The organism is Alteraurantiacibacter aquimixticola (assembly GCF_004965515.1).
In the GTDB taxonomy this organism is placed as follows: Bacteria; Pseudomonadota; Alphaproteobacteria; order Sphingomonadales; family Sphingomonadaceae; genus Alteraurantiacibacter; species Alteraurantiacibacter aquimixticola.
The window spans coordinates 464,376-489,364 of record NZ_SSHH01000003.1; the positions used below are offsets into that span (position 1 = coordinate 464,376).

Sequence of the window (24,989 nt, forward strand, 5' to 3'; positions counted from 1 at the left end):
AAACGCATGCATGGGTTGCAGACGAAATTTACCACCGCCGAAGGCGAGCGTGAATGGTGCGATGGCCTGCGCGCGCTGGTCGAGCAGGGCAAGCTCGACGAAGCAGAAGCCGTGCTGGTCGATGCGCTGGAAGGGCTGGAAGGCGATGTCGCCGCCCTGTGCCGCGCCACCACGCGCAAGAGGGTGGAGCTGGACGGCTGGGCCGAACTGGTCGAGGCCGTCGAGATGTATGAGGGCGACCCGATCACCGGCGCCACGCTGGCGATCGTCAACGATGCCGACCTCGCCTTCGAAAAGGGCCATTACCACGCCCCGGAAATGCTCCTCAATCTCTACACCGATGAGGTGTGGAGCTGGAGCGCGGCGAGCGCCGACGACATCCTGGACCAATGCGCCAGCGACGAACCGGCCTTTGCCGGCGCGCAGGAGGATATCGAGACCTTCCTCGAGATATCCGGGCTGGAGCGGCTCAACACCGCCCTGCTGTTCCACAAGCAGCGCTTCTTCTTCCGCGAGGACGGACCCGACCATGCGCCGCTGCGTTATGTCGATTTCGTCGTCGGCAATTGGTGGCGCGCGCTGCGCTTCCACCAGGCGGTGGCGGCCGAGCTGGCCGCAATGCCGCTGCCCGGCACGGTCAAGCTGGTCACCGGCCTTGTCGGCATGCGCGCCGATGCGGCCTGCCTGCATCGCGTGACAACGGCCGCACCTGCCGTACCCTACAGCCCGCTGGCCAAGCGCCCGGTCGCCTTGCCGAGCGCGAATGATGCCGGTCCCTCCATGGGCTCGCTCGCCGATATCACCGTGGCCCGCAATCCGTTCGAGGAAGAGGAGGAATCGGTCGGCGGACAGCTGCGCCGCCGCGTGGCCGAGGAAGCCGCCGCCACTCCCGCGCCGGAGGAACCCAAGCGCCGGATGTTCGGCCGGATGTTCGCCCGCGACGTCTAACAGGGCCTAAAGGGGGTTGAGGCAGGCCTAACCGGGGCAGATACTGGGCGATACCGCAACCGGAGCGCCCCAAGTCATGCCGATCCGCCCCCTCATCATCGCCGCCCCGTTTCTCGCGCTTGCCGCCTGTTCCGCGCAGCAGCAAGTCGCGCCGCCGACGCCATTGGACGAGGCCGCCATTCGCGAGCGTTCCGCTCCCGTTGCGCAGGCTTTCCAGGTCGCGCTGCAATCGCAGCTCGTCGCCGCGATGAGCGAGGGCGGGCCGATGCAGGCGGTGGAGGTCTGCCACGAGGCGGCCCCGCGCATCGCCGCCGAACAATCCGCCGCCAGCGGGGCCGAAGTGCGCCGCGTGTCGGACCGCAACCGCAACCCCGATGGCGGCCTCACCCCGGACCTCGCCCCGCATTATGCCGAACTCGCCGCCCAGCCCTTGGTGGACGGCGCGCCCGCCACGCGCATCTGGCAAAGCGGCGAGGGGGAGGGCGCGCGCATCAACTATCTGTCCGCCATTCCCATGCGCGACCAGCCCTGCGCCGCCTGCCACGGCAGCGATATCGACCCGCAGCTGAAGGCGCGGATCGACGCGCTCTACCCGCAAGATGCCGCCACCGGCTTCGCGGCAGGAGAGCTGCGCGGCGCGCTGCTGGTCAGCTGGCCGGCGGAGGGCTGATCGCATGGCCCGCCGCCGCACCCCGCCCGCCCCGGACTACGCCGCGCTCCACCGCCTCGCCTGGGAGGGCTGGTCGCTGTGGTTCGAAGCCTCGAACGTGATCTGGCTGCGCCTGTGGCGCCTCTCCGCCGGAGGAAAGCTGGCCGAGCGCGAGGCGACCCGCATGGTCGAGGAAAAACTCGCCGCCAACTGGGAACTCGGCTGGAAACTCCTCACCGCGCCCAGCACCCAGCCGGAGCAGGCGGCGCGCCGCTCGGTGCGGCACTATCGGACGAAGGTGCGGGCGAACCGGCGACGGTTGAGGAGAAATGCATAGGATTGGGTGAAGTACAGGCAACGCTTGGTGTCCCCGCAGAAGTTGCCAAATACCAACGAGTTGTTACTCTATCGCCAAACATAGAAGCAGGAGGGGAATGTGGGCGTTAAAATCAGAATATTGGCGAGTACGGGTGCGGTAGCTCTGACGTTTCAGGCGGGCCCGGCGGCGGCCCAGTACATGCCGCATCTGGATCCCAATCTCTACATGCTCACCGTGATGCAGATGAATTCCGGCTCATGTGGTCCTATGTCGGACGATGAGATCGACGAGGCTCGCCTTCCTGCTCCCGGCATCATGCAGGCCTATTTCGATGCTGCCCAATCGGGTGCATCAATCAGCCACATGTTCAAGCTCAATGGAAAGACTAACTGGACCCTTGGCGATCACAGCGTCGGTGAGGACGAGTTGGATATGCAGGTCGATCCGCTGGCGGTGGCGGGCAACAGCCTCGACACCGAGACTCTGCGCTTCTTCCGCGCGGGAAACCATCAGACCGCTTTAGGTCAATGGCTGGTGACCAATCCAGCAGATGAAGTAGCCGGTGTCTATACGGGTCAGTTCACGCGGGAGCGGGGTGAATGGCGGTTGCATAAGCTGCAAATTTTCCGGGCCGATGATCCGGTCGAACCGATCAAGCACTATTGCAGCGAACCCGGCGATTTGAATGAGGCTACTCTGAGAGTGGCCGAAGCCAGCGTGGACGAGACCGAACGCCAAGTAGAGCGGGCCGTGCGCCGCTACGAGCGAGATGAGAGCAGGGCAGTAGAAGCCGAAGCAAGGGCGGCGGAAAAGCCGGACAGTTCGGGAAGGGCAAGGCGGGCTTCCGAGCGCCGCCAACTTGCCAATGAAAGGTTGGAGGAACTCGAGGAAGCCCGGCTAAGACTGACCGAAGCGCAGAGCGAGTTGGAAGTGGCGCAAGCCGAACAGGCGGAGTTCGCGGCATTGACTATATCTGCGAGCGGTGCGCGCGAATTCCGCTTGCTCGACGATGACGGGAAACGCATCGAAGAGAATGCCGGGCAGTAGAGCGAAAGTCCCGCGGAGGATACGGGGGACGGCATTTGGTGTCGCAGAACCGGAAAGCCCACCACCCCAAAACCCAGCCACTTGGGGGAAGCAAGCCAATGAAAATCCGTCTTCTTGCCACTGCCATCTGCCTTGCCGGCGGGGTGGCGCATGTCGCCTCGGCGCAGGAATATGAGCGCGGGGGGCGGGCGAACCGGCGGCCGTTGGGGAGGTAGGGTCGAGCGACCGTGTCGCAGAGGATGCGGAGAAGTGCCGCGAGGGCGGCTACCGCTTCTTCACGAACTCCGCGCGCAGGACGAGGCCTTTGATGCCGGGATATTTGCAGTCGATTTCCTGCGCGTCGCCGGTCAGGCGGATCGATTTGATCAGCGTGCCCTGTTTCAGGGTTTGCCCCGCGCCCCTCACCGTAAGGTCCTTGATCAGCGTAACCTGATCGCCATCGGCGAGCAGGTTGCCCACGGCATCGCGCACTTCGACCGTGCTCGCGCCGGCCTGCTTCGCAGCAAGCTCCGAGGCGGGCATCCAGTCGCCGCTTTCCTCGTCATAGACATAGTCTTCGTCGGTGCTGCTCACTGCCCGCCTTTCAACTGTGGGCCGATCCTATGACAAGCTGCGCGCGTCTTGGCTAGTGTGGTGGGCGCGGGGCGGCACGGAGGCGTGTGGGGGCGTAGACAGCTCATTTACCCGGACCCTCGCCCATTTCCACTGGCGTCACGTCCCGGCAGCGCCCATAGGCTCGCGCATGGCGGACCTTTATCTCAAGAAGCTCGAATCCGAGAAGCGGCAGTTGTGGGCGACCTGTCGTCTCAAGGGCCTCGCGAAAGGTACGCCCGAGCGGGATCGGATTGCCGCTCTGGACGCAGCGATTGCCGCGCACAAGGCGGGCAAGGCGAACTGAGCCCCGGCTCCGCGCTTAGCCCAACCCCACCAGCACCCGGTCCAGCGCCTGCAGGAACCGCGACCGATCCGCCTTGCTGAACGGCGGCGGGCCGCCTCCGACCCCGTCCATTCCGGCGCGCAAGTCGGCCAGGATCGCGCGGGTGGCTATGGCGCTGCCGATGCTGGCGGCATCGAAGGGCTTGCCGTTATGTGCCAGCACCGTCGCGCCTGTCTTCAGGCAGCGTTCGGCAAGCAGGATGTCGCCGGTTATCACCACGCTTCGCGGGCCTGCGTTCTCCGCGATCCAGTCGTCCGCCGCATCGAAGCCGTCATCCACCACCACGCGTTTCACGCGCTCGCTCACCGGTACGCGGAAGGGGGAGTTGCTGACCACCCGGACCTCCGCCTTGAAGCGTTCGGCCACGCGGTAGATCTCCTCCTTCACCGGGCAGGCATCGGCATCGACGAGGAGGGTGACAGGGGCGGTATCGGGGCGGTTCGCAGGCATTGGGGCGCAGTGTAGCACCGGATGCCTCCCGTCTGTCACCCGGAAAGGCCTAGCCGTTCTTCATATTCTCCAGGCCCTTGATCGCTCCCGGTTTCAGCGAGGGTTGCGAGGCGTTGGTCTTGACCTTTTCCTTTTTCGGCTTGCGGATTTCGCGGTTCGACTTCTGTCCCTTGGACATGGGTTTTTTCCAATCGAGGCGGAATGCCTCAGCCACATGATACGCCGTTTTCAGCGTAGCCTTGCATCAATTCACCCTGTCGGCGGCAACTGGCATGGTGTCACCATGTCGGCTCCGGTGCAGGAAACACCCGCGACATGCGAAACCTTGGCTGGATTCCCGCCCGATCCTCCCCATCTCGATAAGGTACAACAATCACAACAGAGAGGAGCATCTCCATGCAGGTCCAGTTCAATTCCGACAGTTCGGTGATGGGTACGGAAAACGTCGCCGAGCGGATCGAGGCTGCGGTGCGCGAGAAGCTGTCGCGGTTCGAGGAGCGGTTGACGCGGATCGAGGTGCATGTGCGAGACGAGAATGCGCACAAGGGCGGGAATGACGACAAGGCCTGCACGATCGAGGCGCGCCCGCGCTCCGGCAGGGCGATCGGCGTGACCGAACATGCCGCCACCGTGGACCTTGCCGCGCGCAAGGCGGCCAATACGCTGGCCCAGCGGCTGGAACGGCACTTCGGCAAGGCAGAGCGCCACAAGCACGACCCGTCGCCCGACAAGATCATCTGATCCTCTGGCCGCCATGGCGCGCGGTCAGGCGGGCGTCAGCTTTGTGCTGTATCAAGGACGCTGGCCGGGCATGTGTCATCCTGCCCAGGAAGGATAGTCCGATGATCGCCAAGAAGATTCCTGCCCTCGCCGCCATGGCCATGCTGGCCACTGCCTGCGCCCAGACCGATGCCGAACCGCGCACCATCGCCGGTGTCGATACGGAGCGGCAGTGCTTCTTCACCAATACGATCAGCGGCTATACCAGCGCGCCCGATGGGCCCGACGGGGAGGAGCGGCTGATCGTTACCACCGGCCCGAGCGATGACTGGCTGTTCGAAGTGGTCGGCCCCTGCAACGATCTCGATTTCGCGCACCGGATCGCCTTCGACCTGCGTGGCCGCTCGACCTTGTGCACGGGGCAGACGGAAACGCTGCTGGTGCCCTCCAGCATCCCGTCCAGCCGCGTGGAGCGGTGCACGGTGCGCATGCTGGGGAAGGTGCTGGAAGAGGATGAGGCGACCGCCGAATAGGCGTGCCGGTTATCCTCCGCTGGAGGCAGGCTGCGCGCCGGCGACGGTGATGGTCTTCGCACCATTGATCCGGGTGGCGATCACGCCGGGAGCAGGCTCCCCAACAACGAGTATCTCGCGCTCCGCCGGTGCGGCCACGGGCAGGCGCAGGCGCGGATAGCGCTCGGCCAGTTCCTCGGCGCTCATCAGGTCGGCTTCGGCCATCTCGACTTCGGCAGGGTGACCGGCGGGGGCGTCTATCAGCCCCACCCGCACGGCGCTGTCGCGATAGCGGCCATGCAGCGCCAGGTCCTCGACCGGCACCGTGCCCTCGGGCGTTTCGAGCGGGTAGTGGCTGGGCGTTGCGACATGGGCCTCGGTAGAAGCGGCGGCGACAGGATGGTCGGGCAGGCCGGCCAAGAGGTCGCTTTCCATGTGAGTCACGGGGGTCGTGTTGATCGCCTGGACACCGGCGATACCCGCCACCAGGCCGAGCGCGCCCGCGCCCGCAATCAGGGGCGTGAATTTCATTTTTCAATTCGCTTTCGAATGATCCGTGTTTGCCATTCCAACGCAGGCTGGCGCGAAATGGTTCCGGCGGCGGATCTCAGCGCCAGCGAAAGCGGCCGATCAGCGAGATGAAGAAAGCGGTGGTCCAGCCCATCAGCAGCACGCCGTTGATCCCCTCAATCGCGGCGACCAGCTGCCAGCGCACGGCCAGCCCCTCATCGTCGTAACCGATGGTCGAATAGGTGATGGTGGAGAAATAGACCGCCGTCTCCAGGTCGGGCAGCGCGTCCAGCACAAGGTAGACCGCGGCATAGAGCCAGATTTCCAGCCCGTGCAGAAAGAACAGGCCCAGCACCACGATCAGCGTGGAGGACACGCCGCGCAGCGAGAAGGCCGAGATTTGCGCCGCGCGTTCCTCCTCCACCTCCTGGTGCAAGGCGCGCGCGAGGAGGAACAGGCCGAGGCCGTGGATGGTGACGGTCGCGAAGACCATCGCAATGGCAACGGCGAGCGGCGCAAGCATGGTCAGCGCATCAGGTCGAGCGGGCGGGGCAGCGTGTCGAGCAGCTCCGGCGCGAAGCGGGCGTCGAGATGGAAAAAGGCCATGCGGGTCACGCTGTCGCTGCGGTTCTCCCACGCATGGTCGGTGCCGCGCTGCACCACCACATCGCCGGGGCGCATCACCACTTCGCTGTCGGTCAGGTGGAGCACCACCTCGCCCTCTATCACCAGCGCATAATCGATCGTGCTGGTGCGGTGCATGACCGTTTTCTTGCCGCCCTGGCTGGCAGGGTAGAGCTCGATGAAGCGCATCAGGTGGCCCGATGGCGGCATGATGGTGAAGGGGCGGCCATTGGGCTCTGCAACAGGAGTGGCGGCGAGTTCGGGGACGGGCGCTGCCTCGTGCCAGATCTCGGTGAAATCGGCGCCGACCTCGGGCCCGTGCATCGGGTGGCCTTGCGGCGGGTAGCCGTCCGACAGCACTACCGATTTGCCGTCCTCGTCATGGCCCGTGACGATCCGCCTGCCCCATTGTGCCATCTTGCCTTCTCCTCCCGCTATTGGTTCGGCCAAGGGTGATAGCGGCGCAGCAATTGCGCGCCAAGCGCTGGCGAGAGGTGCGCGGCTGGGCTAGGGGGCGGGGCATGAAAGCCCCCACCACCATCACGATCACCAGCTTCGCCGCCGCCTTGCTGCTCACCGCCTGCTCGGGTTCCGAGCCCGATGCGGCGCTGCCGGGCAATGCGCAGGATGACCAGCCCTTTGCCGGGATCGGGCCGGACGAGAAGGTCGAGATGACCGGGACCGAACCCTTCTGGAATGCCGAAGCGGTGAACGGCACGCTCACCTATTCCACGCCCGAGGACATGGCCGGCACCACGATTGCCGTCACCCGCTTTGCCGGACGCGGCGGCCTGTCCTTCAGCGGGGAGCTGGACGGCAAGCCGCTGGATGTCGCGGTGACGCCGGGCACGTGCTCGGACGGGATGAGCGACAGGACCTATCCGCTCACCGTCACGCTGCAGCTGGGCGATGAGCAGCGCAATGGCTGCGGCTGGACCGACGCCCAGCCTTTCACCGACCCTGTCACCGGCCGCGAATAGACGGAGCGTCCTCTCCGGTCAGAACAGGCCCGGCACCTCGCGCTTCACCGTGTTCGGCCGCTCCGGCATCAGCGGCTCGCGGCGGTCGGCGGCGGCGGGTGCGCGCGCCGTGGCGGAGAAGGCGGTGCAGGCGGCCTGTCCGCCTTCGAGATAGTCGAGCGCGACTGCCAGCATGTTCTCCGCCGGATCGCCCAACTGTGCCGTCAGGTCGTCCGCCGCGCGGCAGCTATCGTCGATGGTGGAGGCAAGGCCGTTGTAATATTCGGCATCGCCATCGGCATTCTGCAGCGCAAAGGCGATCACGCGCAGCCTGTCGTCGCAACTGGGCTGGTCGATGGCGATCTGCCCCACCGGCTTGCCGTAGGTATCGCCGCCGATCAGCGCGAATTGCGTGTTCGGCAGGTAAGGCTTCATCCCGTTGATCACCATTTCGCTGGCCGAAGCAGTATTGCCGGTGGTGATGAAGGCGATGCTGGTCGGCGCTACCGATTGGGAGACCGGCGAGAAGCGATAGGTGGAATTGTTCTGCGACTTGGAGCTGCGGAAAGTGATCTGGTCGAACACCTGGCCGGACAGTTCGCGGCCCATCAGGTCGCCCATCAGCTCCGCAATGTTGACCAGCCCGCCGCCATTGTAACGGAAATCGATCACCAGCTCCGTCACGCCGGCATTGCGGAATGCGTTGAAGGCGTCGCGCAAATCCGGCGCGGCGGGATCGATGAAGGTACGCAGATTGACATAGCCGACCTGCCGCCCGCCATCATTGATGATCGAATAGCCATAGCGGTTCGATACCGGATCGATGGCGAAGTCGGTCTTGCTCAGGCTGACCGTGCGTTCGATGCCGCTCTGGTCGCGCACGCGGATCACGCGCGTGGTGCCCACGGTGTCGGGGCCGAGCGCCTGGACGACCGCGCGAGCGCCGCCCGAAGCCATCAGCGAATTGACGGTCTCCAGCGTCGCCTCACTGGTGCCGATTGCCAGGAGCTCGCTGCCACGATCGATATTTGCGCCCAGCGCGGTCGTATTCTCGAAGGTCTCCAGCACGTAAACGCGGCGCGCGCCGCTGTCGTAATAGAGGCGGAACCCGAAACCGGCGCTTGCCCCCTGTTCGTAGAAGGCGTTCTCCTCCTCGATCGAGGTGAGATAGGTGAAATAGCGGTCGCGCCCCTGCGCACGGGCCGGCGCGACCAGCGCATCGATATAGCTCTGCAGGTCGGCATAGCTGTCGGGGTTGATGCCGTCGTCCAGCAGGCTGGGGAACAGGTACCATTCCTGCAACTGGTCGAGCGCCCAGGCCTTGCGCGAGGAAAGCGAGCATGTCGCCGTTCCCGGCGTGGAGGTGGAAGTGGGTGTTGGCGTTGGCGTGGAGCCGCCGCCGCCCGCGGTTGCGCCCCCGCCATTACCGCCTCCGCCCCCGCAAGAGGCAAGCATGGCCGCACAGGCGAGCGACAGGGCGATTTTCGAGGTTTTCATGCGCGATCCCATTCCACAATCTGCCCGGCTTTCCCCCAAAGCAAGTCCTGCCGCGCAAGGTTCGGAGCTTACGGATAGGACGCTATCTGCCCCATCCACCGCTGACAAGCGGCATCAGGGCGTCAATTCCTTGAAAAAACGCGCTCATTCACAATTGATCGACAGGCAAGCGCCCTCCTGCCCTTGCCAAGGGGGCGATCAGGGGCATATCGCCGGGGAAATGCCTCCGTCACGGAGGGGAATCGTTTGAACAAAATGGCCCGCGGAAGGGTCTGTTGAGGAGGGATAATGCTTGAAGACGTGCCCGAATGGCTGGGCAAGGCGCTGCGCAATGTGCGCGCCGGGCATGCCAAACTGGCCGTAGCCAAGCTTGGCGCGGAAGGAATGGTGGGCAAGAATGGCTTCACCCTGACCTCCGCCGCCTTCGCTGACGGGAAGGCGCTCGATCCGTGCTTCACCGCTGACGAGGAAGATGCGGTGGCGCCGCCGCTCGAATGGACTGCCCCGCCGCCCGGCACGCAGGAGCTGGTGCTGATCGTCGAGGATCCGGACGCACCCGCGCCCGAGCCGTTTTGTCACTGGCTGGTCTGGGGCTTCCCGGGGCAGAAGGGGCAGATCCTCGAAGGCGAGGTGCCGCTGCGCGTGGGCAAGAACAGCTTCGGCAATTCCGAATGGCTGCTGCCCGACCCGCCGACGGGCCATGATCCGCATGATTACGTATTCCAGCTCTTCGCGCTTGACCTACCGCTCACTCTGATGCCGGGGGCCGGTCGCGACGATCTGGTGGAGGCCATGAAAGGCCATGTGACAGCCGTGGCGCTGCTGACCGGGACATATGCCCGTGAGGAAGGCGGCGATTACGATTGGGAAGCCGAAGGCGATGATGAGGACTAACCGTCCGTCTTTCGGCGAATTTTTGAAGGGAAGGAAAGTATAATGGCTGCAAAGAACAACGCGCTGAACAAGCCCGTCAACCTCTCGGGCGAGCTCGAGAATGTGGTCGGCAAGGGTCCGATGACCCGTGCACAGGTCACTTCCAAGGTGTGGGAATACATCAAGGCGAACAACCTGCAGGACAGCAAGGACAAGCGCCAGATCAACCCCGACGGCAAGCTGGGCGCGGTGATCGGCAAGGACCAGATCTCGATGTTCAAGATGACGGCCGCGGTGTCCAAGCACCTGAGCTAAGTCACCTCGCCTTCGGGTGAGACGAAAGCGGGCGGGAAGCTTCGGCTTGCCGCCCGTTTTGCTTTCCGGCCTGTCGGCACCGGATGTGTGCGCTCAGTAGTCGGTCTTGTGCGCGGCGAGGAAGATCAGCTCGCGCAATTGCCGGTCCGGCGGGAGGTCGAGGCCGGTGAGGTCGGCGATGTCGACGATTTCGTCCTCTTCCATCGACTCGGCCAGTGCGATCCGCTGCGGCGTGATGCGTTGGTTGCTGGCCAGCGAATAGAAGACCTGCACGATCGGCTTTGTGCTGTCCTTGACGTCCTCGTCGATCACCATGGCCAGCCGGTCGCTGCGCAGGCGGACGAAGGAGCCGACCGGGTAGAGGCCAACCGATTCGATGAAGCTGCGCAATATGTCCTCGTCGAAAGCGCCTTCCATAGCCTGCAACTTGCGGATCGCAGCTGCGGGATCGAGCGCCGCCTCCTTCTCGGTCTCGGTCAGCATGAAATCGAATGTGTCGCAGATCGCCGCCATGCGGGCGTACTGGCCGATCTCCTCGCCCGCCAGGCCCTTGGGGTAGCCTGTGCCATCGATCCGCTCGTGATGCTGCAGGCTGGCATTGAGCACGATTTCGGGCAGGCTGTCGTCATTCTGCAGCGCCCGGTAGCCGAGCATCACGTGCTGCTGCCAGATCTTGGGATCGGCATTGCGACAATCACCATCGGCGGGGACGGCATCCTTGGGCAGGTAGTTGGTGCCGATGTCGAGGAACAGGCCGGCAATGCCCGCCTGGTGGATCTCGCCTTCGGTCAGGCGCATCTTGCGGGCGAGCGAGACCATCAGCGCGCTGACGGCCAGCGCGTGGCGATAGACCAGTTCGTTCTGCAGCTTGCAGCGCATCAGCCCGCTGAAGGCCTGCGGATTGCGCTGGATCGAGGTGTGGATGTCGCGGATCACCGGCTCCACCGTGCGCACATTCAGCGCCTTGCCCAGCCGCGCGGCGAGGAAGGTCTTGTGCATGGATTCCTTGGCCCGGCTGGCGATGCCTTCGGCTGCCTGCAGTTCCTGCGCGGTGGTGGTGGGCGCGGGCGGGGGCTGGCTGACCGACTTGCGCTTTTTCAGCGTGCTGACGCGGCCTGCCGGTTGCGCTGCGGCACCCTGTCCGGATGCGCCGCTCCGCGCGCGCCCCTCCGGCGCCGAGGCGGCAACATCCTTACCCTTCGCGGTGTCGATGATTACCGCTTCCAGCGCGCTCTGCTTCAGGGTCTGGAGCTTGTCCGCTTCCTCGATCAGGAATTTCGATCGCCAGAACGGATGGTCGAACCAGCCGCCCAGCATCTTGTGGACGAACATGCCCATTTCCAGCTCGGCGATTTCGACGCGTTTCAGCATTTAGAGGCCATCTTGGTTACGGGGTTGCGGGGTGGTTCCCTCCATGCCGCGATCCGCGCTCCAAAATGGATAGCGCGGACCTAGGGAAGTTTACGCAGGGGCTCTGCCGGCGGCTCGATTGTTCACATCTGCGAAATTTTCGCCCATCTGTAAAATTGACTTGTCCCGAGGCATCGCCACATGGCACAGTGAAAGAAATATGAGTGCAAGCGTGCGCCCGCTGCGCGCGATCGAGAGGACAGGACCAATGGCCACAATCGTCGGCGGCGTCGCTACGTCGCACACCCCTACCATCGCTTTCGCCAAGGACGGCGGCAAGCAGGACGATCCCGTCTGGAAGCCGATCTTCGAAGGCTATGAGCCGGTGCAGAAATGGTTTCGCGAAAAGAAGCCCGATGTGCTGGTCTATATCTATAACGACCACATGACCTCCTTCTTCGACCACTACAGCCACTTCGCGCTGGGCGTGGGCGAGGAATTCAAGGCTGCGGATGAAGGCGGCGGCCCGCGCGATATCCCCGCGATCAAGGGCGATCCGAAGTTTGCCGAGCACGTTGCCCGCGTGATGGTCGCGAATGAATTCGACCTCAGCTATTTCCAGGGCAAGGGCCTCGATCACGGGGCCTTCAGCCCGCTCTCGGTCATGGTCGATTATGATGACAATGGCTGGGCCTGCAAGCTGCTGCCCGTGGTCTGCGGCGTGCTGACCGTGCCGCTGCCTTCCGCGCGCCGTTTCTACAAGTTCGGCAAGAGCCTGCGCCAGGCGATCCTCTCCTATCCGGAAGACATCAAGGTCGCCATCGCCGGCACCGGTGGCCTCAGCCACCAGGTCCATGGCGAAGGCTGCGGCTTCAACAATCCCGAATGGGACGCCGAGTTCATGGAGCGGCTGGAGAAGGACCCCGAAGGCCTGCTCGACATGACGGTGGCGGAACTCGCCAAGCTGGGCGGCTGGGAAGGCGCCGAGGTGGTGATGTGGCTGATGATGCGCGGCGCGCTCGCGGCCGAGGTCGAATGCACGCACAAGACCTATTTCCTCCCCTCCATGTGCCCCATCGCCACGATGATCCTGGAAGAGAAGGGCGAGCAGACACCTGTCGAGGACCCCGAAGCGACCCGCGCCCGCGCGAACCGCGACTATGTCGGCGCCGAGGAGATGGAGGGGACCTATCCCTTCACCATCGAGCGTTCGGTCAAGGGCTTCCGCCTCAACCACTTCCTCCATTCCCTCACCGAACCGGAAATGCGCAAGCTGTTCCGCGAGGATGAGGAAGCCGCCTATGAAAAGGGTGGCTTGAACGAAGAGGAGAAGGACCTCGTGCGTCGCCGCGACTGGATCGGCATGATCCATTACGGCGTGATCTTCTTCATGCTGGAAAAGCTCGGCGCGGTGACCGGTATCGGCAATATCGATATCTATGCGGCGATGAAGGGCCTCTCGGTTCCCGAATTCCAGAAGACCCGCAACGCGCAGATCAATTACGGCGTGGCCGGCAAGGAAGACTGAGCCCACCCGCTACCGGATACAGGAAGGGCGGCCCCGCATCGGCGGGGCCGCCCTTTTCATGTCTGGGCTTCACATCCGGTTGGCGATCGCCTCCGCCACCATCTCGACCGTGCCCAGGCCCAGTACCAGCCGGCCCGCCATCATCGATGCGAGCAGCAGCAGGACGAAGACCCACAGCGCCAGGATACCGCCGGTCATGCGCCAGCTCTTGGGCGGCAGGCCCTGGAACAGGAACATGGCGATCCCCGCCACATTCACGCAGACGAGGTTGATGGCGAAGAGGAACAGCGCATTGCCGCTCGCCACCGGGAAGCCTGCGCCAAAGTAGATGCCGCAGGCGGCCAGCGGCGGGACCAGCGCGACCGCGATCATCACGCCCACCAAAGTCAGCGAGGCGGCGCGGCTGAAGGCGAGCACGCCTGCCGCTCCGCAAGCCAAGGCCAGCGCGATATCGGCGGGCTGCACCAGTGTGCGGTTCCTCAGTTCGGGGATCAGGGGGTCGATCTCCACCAGCATGCCCACTGCCACGCCGGCGAGGATGGCGAGCAGCGACCCGATCACCAGCGTCATCGCCGCCTTGCGCCCCAGCTCCCCATTGCCCACCGTCGCCGCCAGCGCGATGCCCATGGTCGGGCCCAGCAGCGGGGCGATGATCATGGCGCCGATAACCACGGCAGTCTGCCCGCTGCGCATGCCGAGGCCGGCAATCACGGAGGACAGGATCACGGTGAGCAGATAGCTGGGCCTTGGCTGCAGGCTTTCCGCGATATCGTCATAGAGCTCGTCCGTGCTCACCCGGTCGCGGGTGAAGAAGCGCTCCAGCGCTGTGGGGGGAGGGGTATCGCTGCCCGGCAATTCGGTTTCCGGGGTCTCCTCCAGCGGCGGGAGGATCGCCTCCAATTGCTCGACATAGGCGGTGAAGCCCGGCGTCTCGGCGAAATTCGCCTCCAGCTCCTCCAGCAGGCGCTCGGTATAGCGCAGCTGGACCAGGCAGCTGAATTTCTCCAGCCCACCCGGCACCGCCTCGCGCCAGAAGCGGCGGCAATGGCGCGCCAGGATCGCTTCGATGTTTTCGACTTCGGTATCGGGCACGATGGCCACGACAAGGCGTGCTGACATGGATCCTCCCGATGAGCTTCTGTCCCATCTTAGGGCTATCCCCGGCGCCAGCCCATTGATGTTTCGCAAATCGCGCTGCCATGTGTATATTTGCGTAAGCCAGCAAGCTGCAAACGCTTGCGGCTTTGGGACTAGAGCCCCGGGCGCAATAGTGTGAACCTGCCGCTTTGGAGACGCGACCCTTGGCAGCCGTCCTGCTCCTCTCGATTGTCACCATGCTGATCATGCTTGTGCTGGGCGGCTTCTGGATCGTCGCGTCCGCGCTGACCGATCCGCCGGAAGACGTGATCGGAGGGTCCGGTCGTATGCGCCCGCGCCGTTTCGGGCCGGGCCTGTTGGGGAGGATCAGGGGCTGGCTCAACCGCAAGCCGCCGCGCCTCTATTACCAGCGCGACCATCTCGGCCGTTTCCGCAAGATCCGCCGCTGGTGACGTCTCAAGCGGCGCGGATTGACGCGGCGCAAAGATCGTAAGCAGTGCCTACAATATCGCATCCCTAACGACATGCGACTCGCCCCTTGGACCGGGCGGTCTCGCCAACGCGTTGAGGAGAGCAGCCATGGCAGAAATCGTCGGCGGATTTGCCGTTTCGCACACGCCCACCATCGCCTTTGCCCAGGATGCGGGCAAGCAGGACGATCCGGTGTGGAAACCCATTTTCGACGGGTTCGAGCCGGTCAGGAAATGGCTGGCGGACACGAAGCCCGACGTGATCGTCTATGTCTATAACGATCACATGACCTCCTTCTGGATGCGGCATTATTCGCATTTCGCCATCGGCATTGGCGAGGAATATGCCGCGGCGGACGAAGGCGGCGGCCCGCGCAAGATCCCGCCGATCAAGGGTGACCCGCAATTCGCCGAACACCTCGCCTTCGGCATGGTCGCGGACGATTTCGACCTCTCCTACTGGCAGGGCATGGGGCTGGACCATGGCGCCTTCTCGCCGCTCTCCGTCCTGCTGCCGCATTCGGATGAGGAAGGCTGGCCTTGCAAGATCGTGCCGCTGCAATGCGGCGTTCTCGAACTGCCGATCCCCAAGGCGCGCCGCTTCTGGGATTTCGGCCGCTCCTTGCGCCGGGCGATCCAGAACTACCCGGCCGATATCAAGGTCGCCATCGCCGGGACTGGCGGCCTCTCCCACCAGGTCCATGGCGAGCGCTGCGGCTTCAACAATGTCGAATGGGACCATGAATTCATGGACCGGCTGGCGAACGATCCAGAAAGCCTCACCCGCATGCCGGTGGGCGAGCTAGTGAAGCTCGGCGGCATGGAAGGCGCGGAAATCGTGATGTGGATGCTGATGCGCGGCGCGCTGGCTCCCAAGGTGAAGGAACTGCATCGCAGCTTCTTCCTCCCCTCCATGACCAGCATCGCCTCCATGGTGTTCGAGGATGCGGAGGAGGACCCTTCGCCCGAGAGCAAGGAAGAATATGCCAAGCGCATCTATTGGGACGTCGAGCCCGCGCTGGGGCTGGAGGGGACCTATCCCTTCACCATCACCCGCAGCGCCAAGGCATGGCGGATCAACAACTTCCTCCACTCGATCGTCGAGCCGGAATTCCGCCAGCGCTTCAAGACCGACTTCGAGGCGCTGGCGGAGGAGCACGCACTGACCGATGAAGAGAAGACCCTGATCCGCGATCTCGACTGGATCGGCATGATCAAATACGGCGTGATCTTCTTCAACCTGGAGAAACTCGCCCCCGTCGTCGGCCTCGGCAATATCGATGTCTACGCGGCGATGAAGGGCATGAGCGTCCCCGAGTTCCAGAAGACGCGCAACGCCGCGATCAACTATTCGGTGGAGGCTGAACCGGCGGACTAGCCTGCTGCGTCAGGCCAGCGCTTCGAGCTGTTCGCCCAGTTCGAGCCAGCTGGCTTCGGCAGCTTCCAATTCCTGGCCGGCCTCGCCGCGCAGACGGGCGAGCTCTCCCGCCGGAATTCGGGCGAACTCGCCGCTGGCGCCTGCCGGATCGATCAGCGCCGCGTCGAGCTTTTCGCACCGGGCGGTCAACCGGGCGACTTCCTTTTCAGCCGCGGCCATCTCCGCTTTGACCCGCTTTGCCTCCTCCCGTGCATCTGCGGCAGCGGCCTGGCGATCCTTCTTCGACGGGCGCGGCCTGTCATCCCCCTTCGGCTGGTTCCGTCCCAGCACGAAGTCGATATAATCCTCCATGCTGCCGTCGTAATTGCGCGCCGTGCCGCCATCGACCAGCACCAGCCGGTCCGCCGTCAGCTCCACCATGTGCCGGTCATGGCTGATCAGGATGACCGCGCCGGTATAGTCGTTGAGCGCCTGCACCAGCGCCTCGCGCGCGTCGACGTCGAGGTGGTTGGTCGGCTCGTCCAGGATCAGGATATGCGGCGCTTCATAGGTGATCAGCGCCAGCGCCAGTCGTGCCCGTTCGCCGCCCGACAGCTTGCCGACCTGCTGCGTTGCGCGAGGGCCGGAAAAGCCGAAGCGGCCCAGCTGCGCGCGCACCGCGCCGGGCGTTTTGTCCTTCATCGTGCGGGTCATATGTTCCAGCGGGGTATCTTCGCTGGAAAGCTCCTCCACCTGGTACTGCGTGAAATAGCCGACCTTCATCTGGCCGGAGGAGAACATTTCGCCCTCCATTGGCGGCAATTGCGCCGCCAGCAGCCGTGCCAGCGTGGTCTTGCCATTGCCGTTGCGGCCCAGCAGCGCGACCCGGTCATCGGGGTCGATGCGCAGGTTCAGCCGGCTGAGCACGGGCTTGTCCGCCGCATAGCCCACCGCCGCGAGGTCCAGCGTGATGAGCGGCGGCTTCAGTTCTGCCGGATCGGGAAAATCGAAGCTCAGGCTCGGATCCTCGATCAGCGCGGTGATCGGCTGCATCTTTTCGAGCATCTTGGCGCGGGACTGCGCCTGCCTGGCCGTGGAGGCCCGCGCCGAATTGCGCGCCACGTAATCCTGCAGGCGCGCGCGCTGCGCATCCTGCGCGGCCTTGGCCGCCGCCAGCTGGGTGGCGCGTTCGGCGCGCTGGCGTTCGAAGCTGTCATAGGCGCCGGGATAGAGCGTCAACTTGCCACCCTGCAGGTGCAGGATGTGATCCACCACATTGTTGAGCAGATCGCGCTCGTGACTGATCACCACCAGCGTGGCCGGATAGGCCTTGAGGAAGTTTTCCAGCCACAGCGTCGCTTCCAGGTCGAGATGGTTGCTCGGCTCGTCCAGCAGCAGCACGTCGGGCTGCGAGAACAGTAGCGCTCCCAGCGCGACGCGCATTTTCCAGCCGCCCGAAAAACTGTCCAGCGGGCGCTGCTGCATCTCCTCGTCGAAGCCGAGGCCAATCAGGATCCGCGAAGCGCGCGAGGGGGCGGTATAGGCATCGATCGCGATCAGCCGTTCATACACGTCGCCCAGCCTGTCGGGATCCTCGCAATTCTCGCTTTCCTGCAATAGCTCGAGGCGCTCGACATCGGCGGCCAGCACGGTTTCCAGCGGTGTGGCGCTGCCATGCGGCGCTTCCTGCGCGATATAGCCCAACCTGGTGCGGCGGGGCATTTCGATCGAGCCTTCGTCGCCTTCGAGCTCGCCGATCATCGCCTTCATCAGCGTGGACTTGCCCGCACCATTGCGCCCGATCAGCCCGACGCGCGCACCCGGCGGCACCGCGGCAGTGGCGCGATCGAGGATGGTGCGTCCGCCCAGGCGCACGGTGAGGCCGTTGATTGTCAGCATGGCCGCGCCCCTAACAGGGGTGAGGGGCCAATTCCATGACAAACGACGGCAGAGCACATAGTAGAAGTTGTACAAAATATTTGACAGTCAAAAATCTTTGACTATGTAAAAGATATCAGACATCGAATCGAAAGGAGGAAAGCCATGTCTTTCCGTGAAAAATCCGCCTGGGCCATGCTCGCCGTGATGGTCGTGACCGGGCTATTCTACCTCGGCATCGTGCGGCAGATTCCAGCCGATGCTCCGGCGCTGGCGCAGGCCGGGCCGCTGATCCCCTATGTGATCGGGGTGATCGTGCTCTCGATCATCGTGCAGGTGGTGCTCGCCATTGCGTCCCCGAAGGAGGCCGAGGTTCCCGCCGATGAGCGCGAGCGGCCCTTGCTCGACAAGGCTGGCCACTGGTCCGGCGTCGTGCTGGGCGTGGCGGTGATCCATGGCGCTCTGCAATATATGTGGACCGGGCAGGGCAGCGTAATGTTCCACTGGATCGTGGGCGGCCTGATCCTGGCGCAAATCGCCGAATACGGCTTGCAGATCCTGTTCCTGCGCCGGGGGTATTGAGCCATGGGCAAGGCCCCCCCGATCACCAACCGCGTGAAGGAGCTGCGCGAGGCGCATGGCGCGATGAGCCAGCAGGCGCTGGCTGATGCCATCGGCGTCACGCGGCAGACGGTGATTGCCATCGAGCAGGGCAAGTACTCGCCCAGCCTCGAAAGCGCCTTCCGCATCAGCCGCATATTCGGCGTGGGGGTGGAGGATGTGTTCGGCTGGGAGGGGTGATCCTCCTCAGCCCCCTCAGCCAGACGCGTCCTTGCCCGGATACCAGTCCGGCGGGGCGAGGGTGAAGCCGGCAAATTCGAAGCCGGGTGCGACCACGCAGGAGACCAGCGAATAGCCATGCGCACCGTCCTTCACGGGCATGGCGCCCTGCCACTCTCCCGGCTCCACGACATGCTGGAAGACTTGTCCGGCCTCGGCATCGGCTCCCAAGGTCACGCTGCGCATCGGCCCCTCGTCGGAAGCAGACAGCCACAGGTCCAGCGGATCGCCCGCATGCCACAGCCAGATCTCGGCCGCGTCGACCCTGTGCCAATGCGATTTCTGCCCCGCCTCCAGCAGGAAATGGATAGAGGTTGCAACGGCGCGTCCATCGCCGCCATCCGCGCCGCGCCACAGCTCGCGGTACCAGCCGCCTTCAGGGTGCGGGGCGAGGTTCAATCGCTCGATCAGGTCGCGTGCTGCGCTCATGCGTGCTCCTCCGGTCAGCGGAAGGCTTGCCATCTGTCGGCAAGCACGCATAGTCCCATGCCTGTCCCTTCCCCGGTCCCAAGGAGATTCCATGGTGTCCACGCCCATTCACAGCCTTTCCCTCGCCCTCGCACTGCTCGCTCTGCCAGCCACCGCTTTCGCGCAGAGCGCCGAGGACGTGGCCACCGCCGCGCTCGATGCCGCGCCGGTGTGGGACGGGCATAACGACGTGCCGATCCAGCTGCGCGGGCGTCGCGGCAATGTGCTCGAGGGTTTCGATTTCCACGACACTTCGGCGGAGCCCGGCTTCGGCGGCGGCGAGGACACCAGCGCCATGCATACCGACCTGCCGCGCCTCGCGCAGGGCAAGGTCGGCGCGCAGTTTTGGTCGGTCTATATCAGCGCCGCCTTGCCGGAACCCGAAGCGGTGCAGGCGACCATCGAGCAAATCGACGTGACCAAGCGGCTGATCCACGCCTATCCGGACGACCTTGCGCTGGCGCTGACCGCAGACGATGTCGAGGCGGCGCTGGCGGAAGGCAAGATTGCCTCGCTGCTGGGCATGGAAGGCGGCCATTCGATCGGCTCCAGCCTGGGCGTGCTGCGGCAGATGTACGACCTTGGCGCGCGTTACATGACCGTCACCCATTCGACGAACACGCCCTGGGCGGACAGTGCCACCGCCGATCCCGAGCACGATGGCCTCACCGATTTCGGCGTGCTGGTGATCCAGGAGATGGCGCGGCTGGGCATGCTGATAGATCTCAGCCATGTGAGCGAGGCGACCATGATGGATGCGATGGATGCCACCGGCGCGCCGGTGATCTTCAGCCATTCGGGCGCGCGCGCCGTGAACGGCCATTCGCGCAACGTACCCGACAACGTGCTGCTTCGCATGCCCGAACAGGGCGGCATCGTGATGGTGGTGGGCCTGCCCGGTTACCTGAGCGAGGACCAGCGCATCTGGTACGCTGCGCGGCAGGCCGAACAGGCGCGGCTGGAAGCATGGCTGCAGGGAGAGCCGGAGCAGGTCGCTTCAGGCCTCGCCGAATGGGATGCGGTCAATCCCATGCCGCTCGCCACGATTTCCGACATGGCGGACCATATCGACCATATCCGCGATGTTGCGGGGATCGACTATATCGGCCTTGGCGGCGATTATGACGGCATGGCCACCGGGCCTGTGGGGATGGAGGATGTCTCCGGCTATCCGGCGCTCTTCGTCGAACTCGCCCGGCGCGGCTATTCGCAGACCGACCTCGAAAAGATCGCCAGCCGCAACATGATGCGCGTATTGCGTGAGGCGGAGGCCTATGCTGCGGGGCAGGCAGGCGTGGGGCCGATCGAAAGTCCGGTGGGCTAGCCACTGGATCGACCTGGGCGTAGCGCAAGACCTTCACGATAATTGCTACAGGGGAAGAGTAACATGGATGCACCGCCTCAGGGCGAGTTCGGCTTCATCCACGAACCCGCTCCAACACCGATGGAGGCGCTCGTCGGCCTCTCCCTCCTGGCCATGATATTCGTCGCGATCCTGGCTCTGACGACGATGTTCCTGGTGAAGCGGAAGGAACCGTCCGTTGCCGGAATCTATCTCAATATCCGCCTGCGACAGATCAAGTACCTGGCTTTTCTGGCGATTGCCGTCGGCTCCATCTTGGGGCTGATGCAGGTCTATGGGGCGCTAAGCTATGTCGCTCTCTCGGGAAGCACCGCTTTCGACCAAATGGCTGGTCCGTTCGCCGAAGCGATCGTCTGGCTTGGCTTAGGCGTCTCAGTGGCGACGGTTGGCCTGATATCCATGCTGCTGGTCTTGTGGCGAGGGCGAGACCTGCTGGATCGGCATCCTGCAGAACCGGCGCCAGATCGGCGCTAGATCAACTCCAGCGTCGCCGATCAGCACGCTATCGGTCGAACCCTCATCGTCGACATCAACCGGCGCGTCGCCGATCTTTGCTTCCTTCCCGGCTTCGTTTCAGCTCAGTGCGGGGATGATCCACACCAGCGACATCACCACGATGGCAAGCGCAAGGCTGATGCCGAGCATCCAGCGTGTGACATGCGGGGTGGAGCCGCCGCGTGCCTCGTCCGTCTCGATATGAATTTCGTCGCCCTTGCGTTCCATTGTGGGCCTCGCTTCCTGTAGATTCCCGCCTGTTCCTGGCAGACCTACGGATCGCGGGGCCTTATGTTCCGCTTTTTGCAGGCGGGACCTTCGCCCGTATCAGTCGCGCAGCAGCTCGTTGATGCCGGTCTTGGAGCGCGTCTGCGCGTCCACGGTCTTCACGATCACCGCGCAATAGAGGCTGGGTCCGGGCGAACCATCGGGTAGCGGTTTGCCGGGCATGGAGCCGGGCACCACCACCGCGTAGGGCGGCACCGCGCCCATATGCACCTCGCCCGTCGCGCGGTCCACGATCTTGGTCGAAGCGCCGAGATAGACGCCCATGGACAGCACCGCGCCCTTGCCCACGCGCACGCCTTCGGCGACTTCGGAACGCGCGCCGATGAAGGCCCCGTCCTCGATCACCACCGGGCCGGCCTGCAGCGGCTCCAGCACGCCGCCGATCCCGGCGCCGCCAGAGATGTGGACGTTCTTGCCGATCTGAGCGCAGGAGCCGACCGTGGCCCAGGTATCGACCATGGTGCCTTCATCGACATAGGCGCCGATATTCACGAAGCTGGGCATGAGGACGACATTCTTGCCGATGAAGCTGCCACGGCGGGCAACAGCGCCGGGAACGACGCGGAAGCCTGCCTCGCGGAAGCGGTTCTCGCCCCAGCCTGCGAACTTGCTGGGCACCTTGTCGAATGCAGGGGCGCCCGCTGCGCCGCCGTCGACCACGGCATTGTCGTTGAGGCGGAAGGACAGCAGCACCGCTTTCTTCAGCCACTGGTTGACCTGCCAGCCACCAAAGCTATCGGGTTCGGCCACGCGCGCCTTGCCATTGTCGAGCAATTCCAGCGAGGCTTCGACCACTTCGCGAACATCCTTGCTCGCAGGCGTGACACTTTCGCGCGCTTCCCACGCAGCTTCGACGGCATTTTCCAGATCGGCGCTCATTTTGGCAGGTCCCTTCGCAAACTCTCTCGCGAGGGGCCGCTAGCTTGCATGACGCCATGGGGCAAGCCTTGGCATGCGGCAGGCCGCCCGCCAGCGTCGTTCAGGAGCAATCCCAGGGTGCTGTTCAACCAATATTAGATGTAAGCTGCCCAGATGGTTGCTCCGGTAAACGGACCCACGCATAGAGGATGACGATGACGATGGCGACCACGACAAACTGCGGCAGGATGCGCAATATGGCGCGCAGCTCCATGCTGGTGCTGGCAAGTGCCCTGCTGACGGCCTGTGGTGGTGGTGGTGGCGGCGGTGGCCCGGTGGTCACGCCGCCGCCGCCTGCACCGACGCCTCCGCCGACAACGGCGCCTTCAACGCCCACGCCAACGGCACCAACGCAGACGCCTACAGAGACGCCTGCGCCCACGCCGACTTTCCCTGAGGTGGGCGTTGCGCCGACCTTCAATACCCAGGAATTTCGCGAGTCTGGCGGGCCCGGGCAACACAATGCACATGCTGCCTGGATCGGGGGGAATACCGGAGAGGATGTCACCATTGCGGTGATCGACACCGGTATCGACGTGGACAGTCCCGAATTCGCCGGGCGGCTGTCCCCGGACTCGACCGACATCCACGGCTCGCGCGGCCAGCTGAATGCAAGCGACGATCATGGCACCAATGTCGCCATGGTTGCCGCTGCCGCGCGCGACAATACGGGCATATTGGGCATCGCCTGGGACGCGACCGTGCTGGCCATCCGCGCGGATACGCCGGGCACGTGCGGCGCGGACGCTCCGGGCAATCCCAACACCGATTGCGAGTTCGCCGATGTCGATATCGCCAACAGCATCGACTATGCCGTCGCCAACGGGGCGCAGGTGATCAATATCTCGCTCGGCGGCGAAGGCGGGGCGACACCGGTGCTGCAAACCGCGATCAATAACGCCACATCGGCCGGCGTGCTGATTGTGCTGGCGGCGGGTAATGAGAACCAGCGGCAGCTGACCCAGTTTGCGCTCGATGCCCTGGCCAATGGCAATGGTGCGGTGCTGATCGTCGGTTCGGTCGACGAGAATTACGATTTCTCCGACGATTTCAGCAATCGCGCGGGCACCAATCCCGAATTCTTCATCACCGCGCGTGGTGAGAGGATCTGCTGCACTTATGAGGATGGCGAGCTTTTCGTCGATGACGAAGGCTTCATCTACCTCTTCTCAGGCACCAGCTTTGCCGCGCCGCAGGTGGCGGGCGCGGCGGCCTTGCTGGCGCAGGCCTTCCCCACGCTGACGGGTGCCGAGATCGCGGAGATCCTGCTGCGCACCGCTTTCGATGCGGGCACAGCGGGTCCCGACCGCCTGTACGGGCGCGGCATCCTCGACATCAATGCCGCCTTCCAGCCGCTCGGCCCCACCAGCCTGGCAGGCACCACGCAGACGCTGTCGCTCGGGGAGATGACCGGCACCGCATCGCCCGCCATGGGCGATGCGCTGATGACCACTGCCGCGCTGACCGGCGTGATCACCGACGAATTCGGCCGCGCTTTCGAGGCATCGCTGGGCACCGGCATCCGCTCCGCCCAGCAGGCCAATCCGTTGCATGGCGCGCTGGCAGGCCAGCAGCGCCATCTCTCTGGCGGCAATCAGCGCACTTCCGTCGCCTTCTCGATCGACGGTCGCGGCAATGTTGCCCAGCTTAACTTGCATCGCGGCGAAGCGGAGCAGGCACGCGTTCTCGCAGCCCAGGTTGTCTCGCGCCTTTCGCCCGAAACGCAGTTCGGCTTCGCCTATGCGCAAGGGGCCGAAGGGCTGGTCGCGCGGATGCAGGGGCAGGACCGCCCCGCCTTCATGATCGCGGGCAATTCGACCGGTGACCTCGGCCTGTTCCGTGGCAGCGACGCCAGCGTCGCCTTCCGCCAGCAGCTCGGCCGTTGGGGCCTGACTGCCAGCGCCAGCCACGGCCAGACCTGGGCGGGCGCGGTGGAACGCCATATCGCGGCGCTGCGCGGCCAGCGCGCGCAGGACGATCTTTCGACCATGAGTCTTTCGCTCGACCGCCGCTTCGGTGCGCTCGATGCCGCGCTCGGCCTGACCTGGCTGGGTGAGGATACCACCATGCTGGGCGCACATTTCCAGGAAGGGTTCGGCCTTGCCGGGGCGGACAGCCTGTTCGTGGATGCGAGCGCCGGATGGTCCTTCGCACCGGACTGGCGCCTTGGCGCGAGCCTGCGCCAGGGCTGGACGCGGGCACGGCGCACCGGGATCGTGGCGCAGGATTCCAGCCTGTCGAGCCGCGCTTTCGCCTTCGATGTCGAGCGGCGCAACCTGTTCACCGGCGGCGATGCGCTGGCCTTCCGCGTCTCGCAGCCGCTTCGCGTCGAAGGCGGGCAGCTGGGACTGCTGCTGCCTTCAAGCTGGGATTACGAGACGCTCAGCGCCGATTACACGCTGCACCGCATCGCGCTTTCGCCCGAAGGCCGCCAGCTCGATGCCGAAGTCGCGTGGCGCTCCCCGCTCTGGGGTGGCGATGCCTCGGCCAGCCTGTTCTGGCGCAAGGAGCCGGGCCATGTTGAAACCGCGCCCGACGATGCGGGCGTGGCCTTCCGCTGGGGACGCAAGTTCTAG

32 protein-coding genes are annotated in these 24,989 nt (G+C 64.7%); 18 read left to right on the forward strand and 14 right to left on the reverse strand.

All coding sequences use genetic code 11. The features are described from left to right. Nucleotides 1-15 precede the first annotated feature (15 nt). The 4 genes from E5222_RS13100 to E5222_RS13115 all read left to right on the forward strand — a co-directional run bounded on the left by E5222_RS13100 (nucleotide 16) and on the right by E5222_RS13115 (nucleotide 2,963). Nucleotides 16-948, forward strand: coding sequence for a hypothetical protein (locus tag E5222_RS13100; RefSeq protein WP_136694222.1), 933 nt, complete (start codon nucleotides 16-18; stop codon nucleotides 946-948). A 76-nt stretch (nucleotides 949-1,024) separates the two neighbouring features. Then, on the forward strand, nucleotides 1,025-1,618 hold the full coding sequence (locus E5222_RS13105; RefSeq protein ID WP_136694223.1) for a c-type heme family protein: 594 nt from the start codon (nucleotides 1,025-1,027) through the stop codon (nucleotides 1,616-1,618). Between the two features lie 4 nt (nucleotides 1,619-1,622). Further along, a complete protein-coding gene (locus E5222_RS13110; protein WP_246021767.1) occupies nucleotides 1,623-1,934 on the forward strand; it encodes a hypothetical protein in 312 nt (103 codons plus the stop codon). Between the two features lie 99 nt (nucleotides 1,935-2,033). Next, nucleotides 2,034-2,963, forward strand: a complete 930-nt coding sequence (locus E5222_RS13115) for a hypothetical protein (RefSeq protein ID WP_136694224.1) — start codon at nucleotides 2,034-2,036, stop codon at nucleotides 2,961-2,963. A 264-nt stretch (nucleotides 2,964-3,227) separates the two neighbouring features. Here E5222_RS13115 and E5222_RS13120 read toward each other — a convergent pair whose 3' ends face one another. Then, the gene (locus E5222_RS13120; RefSeq protein ID WP_211196152.1) at nucleotides 3,228-3,536 is read right to left on the reverse strand and encodes an alkylphosphonate utilization protein; all 309 of its coding nucleotides are present in this window, start codon (nucleotides 3,534-3,536) and stop codon (nucleotides 3,228-3,230) included. A 169-nt stretch (nucleotides 3,537-3,705) separates the two neighbouring features. On the opposite strand from E5222_RS13120, the gene E5222_RS16585 reads away from it, so the two are divergent. Next, the gene (locus E5222_RS16585) at nucleotides 3,706-3,861 is read left to right on the forward strand and encodes a hypothetical protein (protein WP_169053592.1); all 156 of its coding nucleotides are present in this window, start codon (nucleotides 3,706-3,708) and stop codon (nucleotides 3,859-3,861) included. 15 nt (nucleotides 3,862-3,876) lie between these two features. Here E5222_RS16585 and E5222_RS13125 read toward each other — a convergent pair whose 3' ends face one another. Continuing rightward, nucleotides 3,877-4,350: a YaiI/YqxD family protein gene (locus E5222_RS13125; protein ID WP_136694225.1), complete on the reverse strand. Its 474-nt coding sequence runs from the start codon at nucleotides 4,348-4,350 to the stop codon at nucleotides 3,877-3,879. Nucleotides 4,351-4,399: 49 nt separating this feature from the next. After that, complete coding sequence (locus tag E5222_RS16845) at nucleotides 4,400-4,528, reverse strand: hypothetical protein (protein ID WP_281276781.1); 129 nt, start codon at nucleotides 4,526-4,528, stop codon at nucleotides 4,400-4,402. Nucleotides 4,529-4,746: 218 nt separating this feature from the next. On the opposite strand from E5222_RS16845, the gene E5222_RS13130 reads away from it, so the two are divergent. Next, a complete protein-coding gene (locus E5222_RS13130) occupies nucleotides 4,747-5,091 on the forward strand; it encodes an HPF/RaiA family ribosome-associated protein (protein WP_136694226.1) in 345 nt (114 codons plus the stop codon). Between the two features lie 101 nt (nucleotides 5,092-5,192). After that, complete coding sequence (locus E5222_RS13135; protein ID WP_136694227.1) at nucleotides 5,193-5,603, forward strand: DUF6491 family protein; 411 nt, start codon at nucleotides 5,193-5,195, stop codon at nucleotides 5,601-5,603. A gap of 9 nt (nucleotides 5,604-5,612) precedes the next feature. Here the strand turns inward: E5222_RS13135 and E5222_RS13140 are convergent, their stop codons facing one another. The 3 genes from E5222_RS13140 to E5222_RS13150 all read right to left on the reverse strand — a co-directional run bounded on the left by E5222_RS13140 (nucleotide 5,613) and on the right by E5222_RS13150 (nucleotide 7,133). After that, nucleotides 5,613-6,113, reverse strand: a complete 501-nt coding sequence (locus tag E5222_RS13140; RefSeq protein ID WP_136694228.1) for a hypothetical protein — start codon at nucleotides 6,111-6,113, stop codon at nucleotides 5,613-5,615. 76 nt (nucleotides 6,114-6,189) lie between these two features. Further along, a complete protein-coding gene (locus E5222_RS13145) occupies nucleotides 6,190-6,615 on the reverse strand; it encodes an ion channel (RefSeq protein WP_136694229.1) in 426 nt (141 codons plus the stop codon). 2 nt (nucleotides 6,616-6,617) lie between these two features. Continuing rightward, a complete protein-coding gene (locus E5222_RS13150) occupies nucleotides 6,618-7,133 on the reverse strand; it encodes a cupin domain-containing protein (RefSeq protein ID WP_136694230.1) in 516 nt (171 codons plus the stop codon). Between the two features lie 104 nt (nucleotides 7,134-7,237). On the opposite strand from E5222_RS13150, the gene E5222_RS13155 reads away from it, so the two are divergent. Continuing rightward, entirely contained in the window at nucleotides 7,238-7,696 is a 459-nt protein-coding gene (locus E5222_RS13155) for a COG3650 family protein (protein WP_136694231.1), read from the forward strand. Nucleotides 7,697-7,714: 18 nt separating this feature from the next. Here E5222_RS13155 and E5222_RS13160 read toward each other — a convergent pair whose 3' ends face one another. Further along, complete coding sequence (locus E5222_RS13160) at nucleotides 7,715-9,172, reverse strand: S41 family peptidase (RefSeq protein ID WP_136694232.1); 1,458 nt, start codon at nucleotides 9,170-9,172, stop codon at nucleotides 7,715-7,717. Nucleotides 9,173-9,460: 288 nt separating this feature from the next. Here E5222_RS13160 and E5222_RS13165 point away from each other — a divergent pair, with 288 nt between their 5' ends. Together E5222_RS13165 and E5222_RS13170 are read left to right on the forward strand one after the other, a co-directional pair. Beyond that, nucleotides 9,461-10,066: a YbhB/YbcL family Raf kinase inhibitor-like protein gene (locus E5222_RS13165; protein WP_136694233.1), complete on the forward strand. Its 606-nt coding sequence runs from the start codon at nucleotides 9,461-9,463 to the stop codon at nucleotides 10,064-10,066. 42 nt (nucleotides 10,067-10,108) lie between these two features. After that, the gene (locus E5222_RS13170) at nucleotides 10,109-10,360 is read left to right on the forward strand and encodes an SWIB/MDM2 domain-containing protein (protein WP_136694234.1); all 252 of its coding nucleotides are present in this window, start codon (nucleotides 10,109-10,111) and stop codon (nucleotides 10,358-10,360) included. Between the two features lie 93 nt (nucleotides 10,361-10,453). Here the strand turns inward: E5222_RS13170 and E5222_RS13175 are convergent, their stop codons facing one another. After that, on the reverse strand, nucleotides 10,454-11,731 hold the full coding sequence (locus E5222_RS13175; RefSeq protein WP_136694235.1) for a cyclic di-GMP phosphodiesterase: 1,278 nt from the start codon (nucleotides 11,729-11,731) through the stop codon (nucleotides 10,454-10,456). Nucleotides 11,732-11,978: 247 nt separating this feature from the next. On the opposite strand from E5222_RS13175, the gene E5222_RS13180 reads away from it, so the two are divergent. Further along, nucleotides 11,979-13,238 carry a gallate dioxygenase gene (locus tag E5222_RS13180; protein WP_136694236.1) on the forward strand — a complete coding sequence of 420 codons (1,260 nt, stop codon included), beginning with the start codon at nucleotides 11,979-11,981 and terminating at the stop codon, nucleotides 13,236-13,238. Nucleotides 13,239-13,307: 69 nt separating this feature from the next. On the opposite strand, the gene E5222_RS13185 is transcribed toward E5222_RS13180, so the two are convergent. Then, on the reverse strand, nucleotides 13,308-14,357 hold the full coding sequence (locus E5222_RS13185; protein WP_136694237.1) for a TIGR00341 family protein: 1,050 nt from the start codon (nucleotides 14,355-14,357) through the stop codon (nucleotides 13,308-13,310). Between the two features lie 182 nt (nucleotides 14,358-14,539). Between E5222_RS13185 and E5222_RS13190 the strand changes: the two genes are divergently transcribed. Both E5222_RS13190 and E5222_RS13195 read left to right on the forward strand, forming a co-directional pair. Continuing rightward, entirely contained in the window at nucleotides 14,540-14,788 is a 249-nt protein-coding gene (locus E5222_RS13190; protein WP_136694238.1) for a hypothetical protein, read from the forward strand. Nucleotides 14,789-14,915: 127 nt separating this feature from the next. Next, nucleotides 14,916-16,184, forward strand: coding sequence for a gallate dioxygenase (locus E5222_RS13195; protein WP_136694239.1), 1,269 nt, complete (start codon nucleotides 14,916-14,918; stop codon nucleotides 16,182-16,184). Nucleotides 16,185-16,193: 9 nt separating this feature from the next. On the opposite strand, the gene E5222_RS13200 is transcribed toward E5222_RS13195, so the two are convergent. Beyond that, nucleotides 16,194-18,062 carry an ABC-F family ATP-binding cassette domain-containing protein gene (locus E5222_RS13200; RefSeq protein WP_136694240.1) on the reverse strand — a complete coding sequence of 623 codons (1,869 nt, stop codon included), beginning with the start codon at nucleotides 18,060-18,062 and terminating at the stop codon, nucleotides 16,194-16,196. Nucleotides 18,063-18,206: 144 nt separating this feature from the next. Here E5222_RS13200 and E5222_RS13205 point away from each other — a divergent pair, with 144 nt between their 5' ends. Together E5222_RS13205 and E5222_RS13210 are read left to right on the forward strand one after the other, a co-directional pair. After that, nucleotides 18,207-18,623 (forward strand): hypothetical protein, encoded by a 417-nt coding sequence (locus tag E5222_RS13205; protein ID WP_246021768.1) that lies wholly within the window; start codon nucleotides 18,207-18,209, stop codon nucleotides 18,621-18,623. Nucleotides 18,624-18,626: 3 nt separating this feature from the next. After that, nucleotides 18,627-18,842 (forward strand): helix-turn-helix transcriptional regulator, encoded by a 216-nt coding sequence (locus tag E5222_RS13210; protein ID WP_136694241.1) that lies wholly within the window; start codon nucleotides 18,627-18,629, stop codon nucleotides 18,840-18,842. A 15-nt stretch (nucleotides 18,843-18,857) separates the two neighbouring features. Here the strand turns inward: E5222_RS13210 and E5222_RS13215 are convergent, their stop codons facing one another. Beyond that, nucleotides 18,858-19,310, reverse strand: coding sequence for a cupin domain-containing protein (locus E5222_RS13215; RefSeq protein ID WP_136694242.1), 453 nt, complete (start codon nucleotides 19,308-19,310; stop codon nucleotides 18,858-18,860). Nucleotides 19,311-19,401: 91 nt separating this feature from the next. On the opposite strand from E5222_RS13215, the gene E5222_RS13220 reads away from it, so the two are divergent. Together E5222_RS13220 and E5222_RS13225 are read left to right on the forward strand one after the other, a co-directional pair. After that, the gene (locus E5222_RS13220) at nucleotides 19,402-20,673 is read left to right on the forward strand and encodes a dipeptidase (protein WP_136694243.1); all 1,272 of its coding nucleotides are present in this window, start codon (nucleotides 19,402-19,404) and stop codon (nucleotides 20,671-20,673) included. 63 nt (nucleotides 20,674-20,736) lie between these two features. Further along, the gene (locus E5222_RS13225; protein WP_136694244.1) at nucleotides 20,737-21,186 is read left to right on the forward strand and encodes a hypothetical protein; all 450 of its coding nucleotides are present in this window, start codon (nucleotides 20,737-20,739) and stop codon (nucleotides 21,184-21,186) included. 99 nt (nucleotides 21,187-21,285) lie between these two features. Here the strand turns inward: E5222_RS13225 and E5222_RS16590 are convergent, their stop codons facing one another. The 3 genes from E5222_RS16590 to E5222_RS16850 form a co-directional block, all read right to left on the reverse strand. Further along, nucleotides 21,286-21,435, reverse strand: a complete 150-nt coding sequence (locus tag E5222_RS16590; RefSeq protein ID WP_169053593.1) for a hypothetical protein — start codon at nucleotides 21,433-21,435, stop codon at nucleotides 21,286-21,288. A gap of 99 nt (nucleotides 21,436-21,534) precedes the next feature. Further along, on the reverse strand, nucleotides 21,535-22,374 hold the full coding sequence (gene dapD / locus E5222_RS13230) for a 2,3,4,5-tetrahydropyridine-2,6-dicarboxylate N-succinyltransferase (protein WP_136694245.1): 840 nt from the start codon (nucleotides 22,372-22,374) through the stop codon (nucleotides 21,535-21,537). Nucleotides 22,375-22,498: 124 nt separating this feature from the next. Beyond that, complete coding sequence (locus E5222_RS16850; protein WP_281276782.1) at nucleotides 22,499-22,627, reverse strand: hypothetical protein; 129 nt, start codon at nucleotides 22,625-22,627, stop codon at nucleotides 22,499-22,501. On the opposite strand from E5222_RS16850, the gene E5222_RS16595 reads away from it, so the two are divergent. After that, nucleotides 22,611-24,989: a S8 family peptidase gene (locus E5222_RS16595; RefSeq protein WP_169053594.1), complete on the forward strand. Its 2,379-nt coding sequence runs from the start codon at nucleotides 22,611-22,613 to the stop codon at nucleotides 24,987-24,989. The genes E5222_RS16850 and E5222_RS16595 overlap by 17 nt on opposite strands.

What these genes read in the sequence shown, in the direction of transcription:
- E5222_RS13105 (WP_136694223.1), top strand. Translation starts at nt 1,025, where the DNA reads ATGCCGATCCGCCCCCTCATCATCGCCGCCCCGTTTCTCGCGCTTGCC.
- E5222_RS13110 (WP_246021767.1), top strand. Translation starts at nt 1,623, where the DNA reads ATGGCCCGCCGCCGCACCCCGCCCGCCCCGGACTACGCCGCGCTCCAC.
- E5222_RS16585 (WP_169053592.1), top strand. Translation starts at nt 3,706, where the DNA reads ATGGCGGACCTTTATCTCAAGAAGCTCGAATCCGAGAAGCGGCAGTTG.
- E5222_RS13125 (WP_136694225.1), bottom strand. Translation starts at nt 4,350, where the DNA reads ATGCCTGCGAACCGCCCCGATACCGCCCCTGTCACCCTCCTCGTCGAT.
- E5222_RS16845 (WP_281276781.1), bottom strand. Translation starts at nt 4,528, where the DNA reads ATGTCCAAGGGACAGAAGTCGAACCGCGAAATCCGCAAGCCGAAAAAG.
- E5222_RS13130 (WP_136694226.1), top strand. Translation starts at nt 4,747, where the DNA reads ATGCAGGTCCAGTTCAATTCCGACAGTTCGGTGATGGGTACGGAAAAC.
- E5222_RS13135 (WP_136694227.1), top strand. Translation starts at nt 5,193, where the DNA reads ATGATCGCCAAGAAGATTCCTGCCCTCGCCGCCATGGCCATGCTGGCC.
- E5222_RS13140 (WP_136694228.1), bottom strand. Translation starts at nt 6,113, where the DNA reads ATGAAATTCACGCCCCTGATTGCGGGCGCGGGCGCGCTCGGCCTGGTG.
- E5222_RS13145 (WP_136694229.1), bottom strand. Translation starts at nt 6,615, where the DNA reads ATGCTTGCGCCGCTCGCCGTTGCCATTGCGATGGTCTTCGCGACCGTC.
- E5222_RS13150 (WP_136694230.1), bottom strand. Translation starts at nt 7,133, where the DNA reads ATGGCACAATGGGGCAGGCGGATCGTCACGGGCCATGACGAGGACGGC.
- E5222_RS13155 (WP_136694231.1), top strand. Translation starts at nt 7,238, where the DNA reads ATGAAAGCCCCCACCACCATCACGATCACCAGCTTCGCCGCCGCCTTG.
- E5222_RS13160 (WP_136694232.1), bottom strand. Translation starts at nt 9,172, where the DNA reads ATGAAAACCTCGAAAATCGCCCTGTCGCTCGCCTGTGCGGCCATGCTT.
- E5222_RS13165 (WP_136694233.1), top strand. Translation starts at nt 9,461, where the DNA reads ATGCTTGAAGACGTGCCCGAATGGCTGGGCAAGGCGCTGCGCAATGTG.
- E5222_RS13170 (WP_136694234.1), top strand. Translation starts at nt 10,109, where the DNA reads ATGGCTGCAAAGAACAACGCGCTGAACAAGCCCGTCAACCTCTCGGGC.
- E5222_RS13175 (WP_136694235.1), bottom strand. Translation starts at nt 11,731, where the DNA reads ATGCTGAAACGCGTCGAAATCGCCGAGCTGGAAATGGGCATGTTCGTC.
- E5222_RS13180 (WP_136694236.1), top strand. Translation starts at nt 11,979, where the DNA reads ATGGCCACAATCGTCGGCGGCGTCGCTACGTCGCACACCCCTACCATC.
- E5222_RS13185 (WP_136694237.1), bottom strand. Translation starts at nt 14,357, where the DNA reads ATGTCAGCACGCCTTGTCGTGGCCATCGTGCCCGATACCGAAGTCGAA.
- E5222_RS13195 (WP_136694239.1), top strand. Translation starts at nt 14,916, where the DNA reads ATGGCAGAAATCGTCGGCGGATTTGCCGTTTCGCACACGCCCACCATC.
- E5222_RS13200 (WP_136694240.1), bottom strand. Translation starts at nt 18,062, where the DNA reads ATGCTGACAATCAACGGCCTCACCGTGCGCCTGGGCGGACGCACCATC.
- E5222_RS13205 (WP_246021768.1), top strand. Translation starts at nt 18,207, where the DNA reads ATGTCTTTCCGTGAAAAATCCGCCTGGGCCATGCTCGCCGTGATGGTC.
- E5222_RS13210 (WP_136694241.1), top strand. Translation starts at nt 18,627, where the DNA reads ATGGGCAAGGCCCCCCCGATCACCAACCGCGTGAAGGAGCTGCGCGAG.
- E5222_RS13215 (WP_136694242.1), bottom strand. Translation starts at nt 19,310, where the DNA reads ATGAGCGCAGCACGCGACCTGATCGAGCGATTGAACCTCGCCCCGCAC.
- E5222_RS13220 (WP_136694243.1), top strand. Translation starts at nt 19,402, where the DNA reads ATGGTGTCCACGCCCATTCACAGCCTTTCCCTCGCCCTCGCACTGCTC.
- E5222_RS13225 (WP_136694244.1), top strand. Translation starts at nt 20,737, where the DNA reads ATGGATGCACCGCCTCAGGGCGAGTTCGGCTTCATCCACGAACCCGCT.
- E5222_RS16590 (WP_169053593.1), bottom strand. Translation starts at nt 21,435, where the DNA reads ATGGAACGCAAGGGCGACGAAATTCATATCGAGACGGACGAGGCACGC.
- dapD (WP_136694245.1), bottom strand. Translation starts at nt 22,374, where the DNA reads ATGAGCGCCGATCTGGAAAATGCCGTCGAAGCTGCGTGGGAAGCGCGC.
- E5222_RS16595 (WP_169053594.1), top strand. Translation starts at nt 22,611, where the DNA reads ATGGCGCGCAGCTCCATGCTGGTGCTGGCAAGTGCCCTGCTGACGGCC.
- E5222_RS16850 (WP_281276782.1), bottom strand. Translation starts at nt 22,627, where the DNA reads ATGGAGCTGCGCGCCATATTGCGCATCCTGCCGCAGTTTGTCGTGGTC.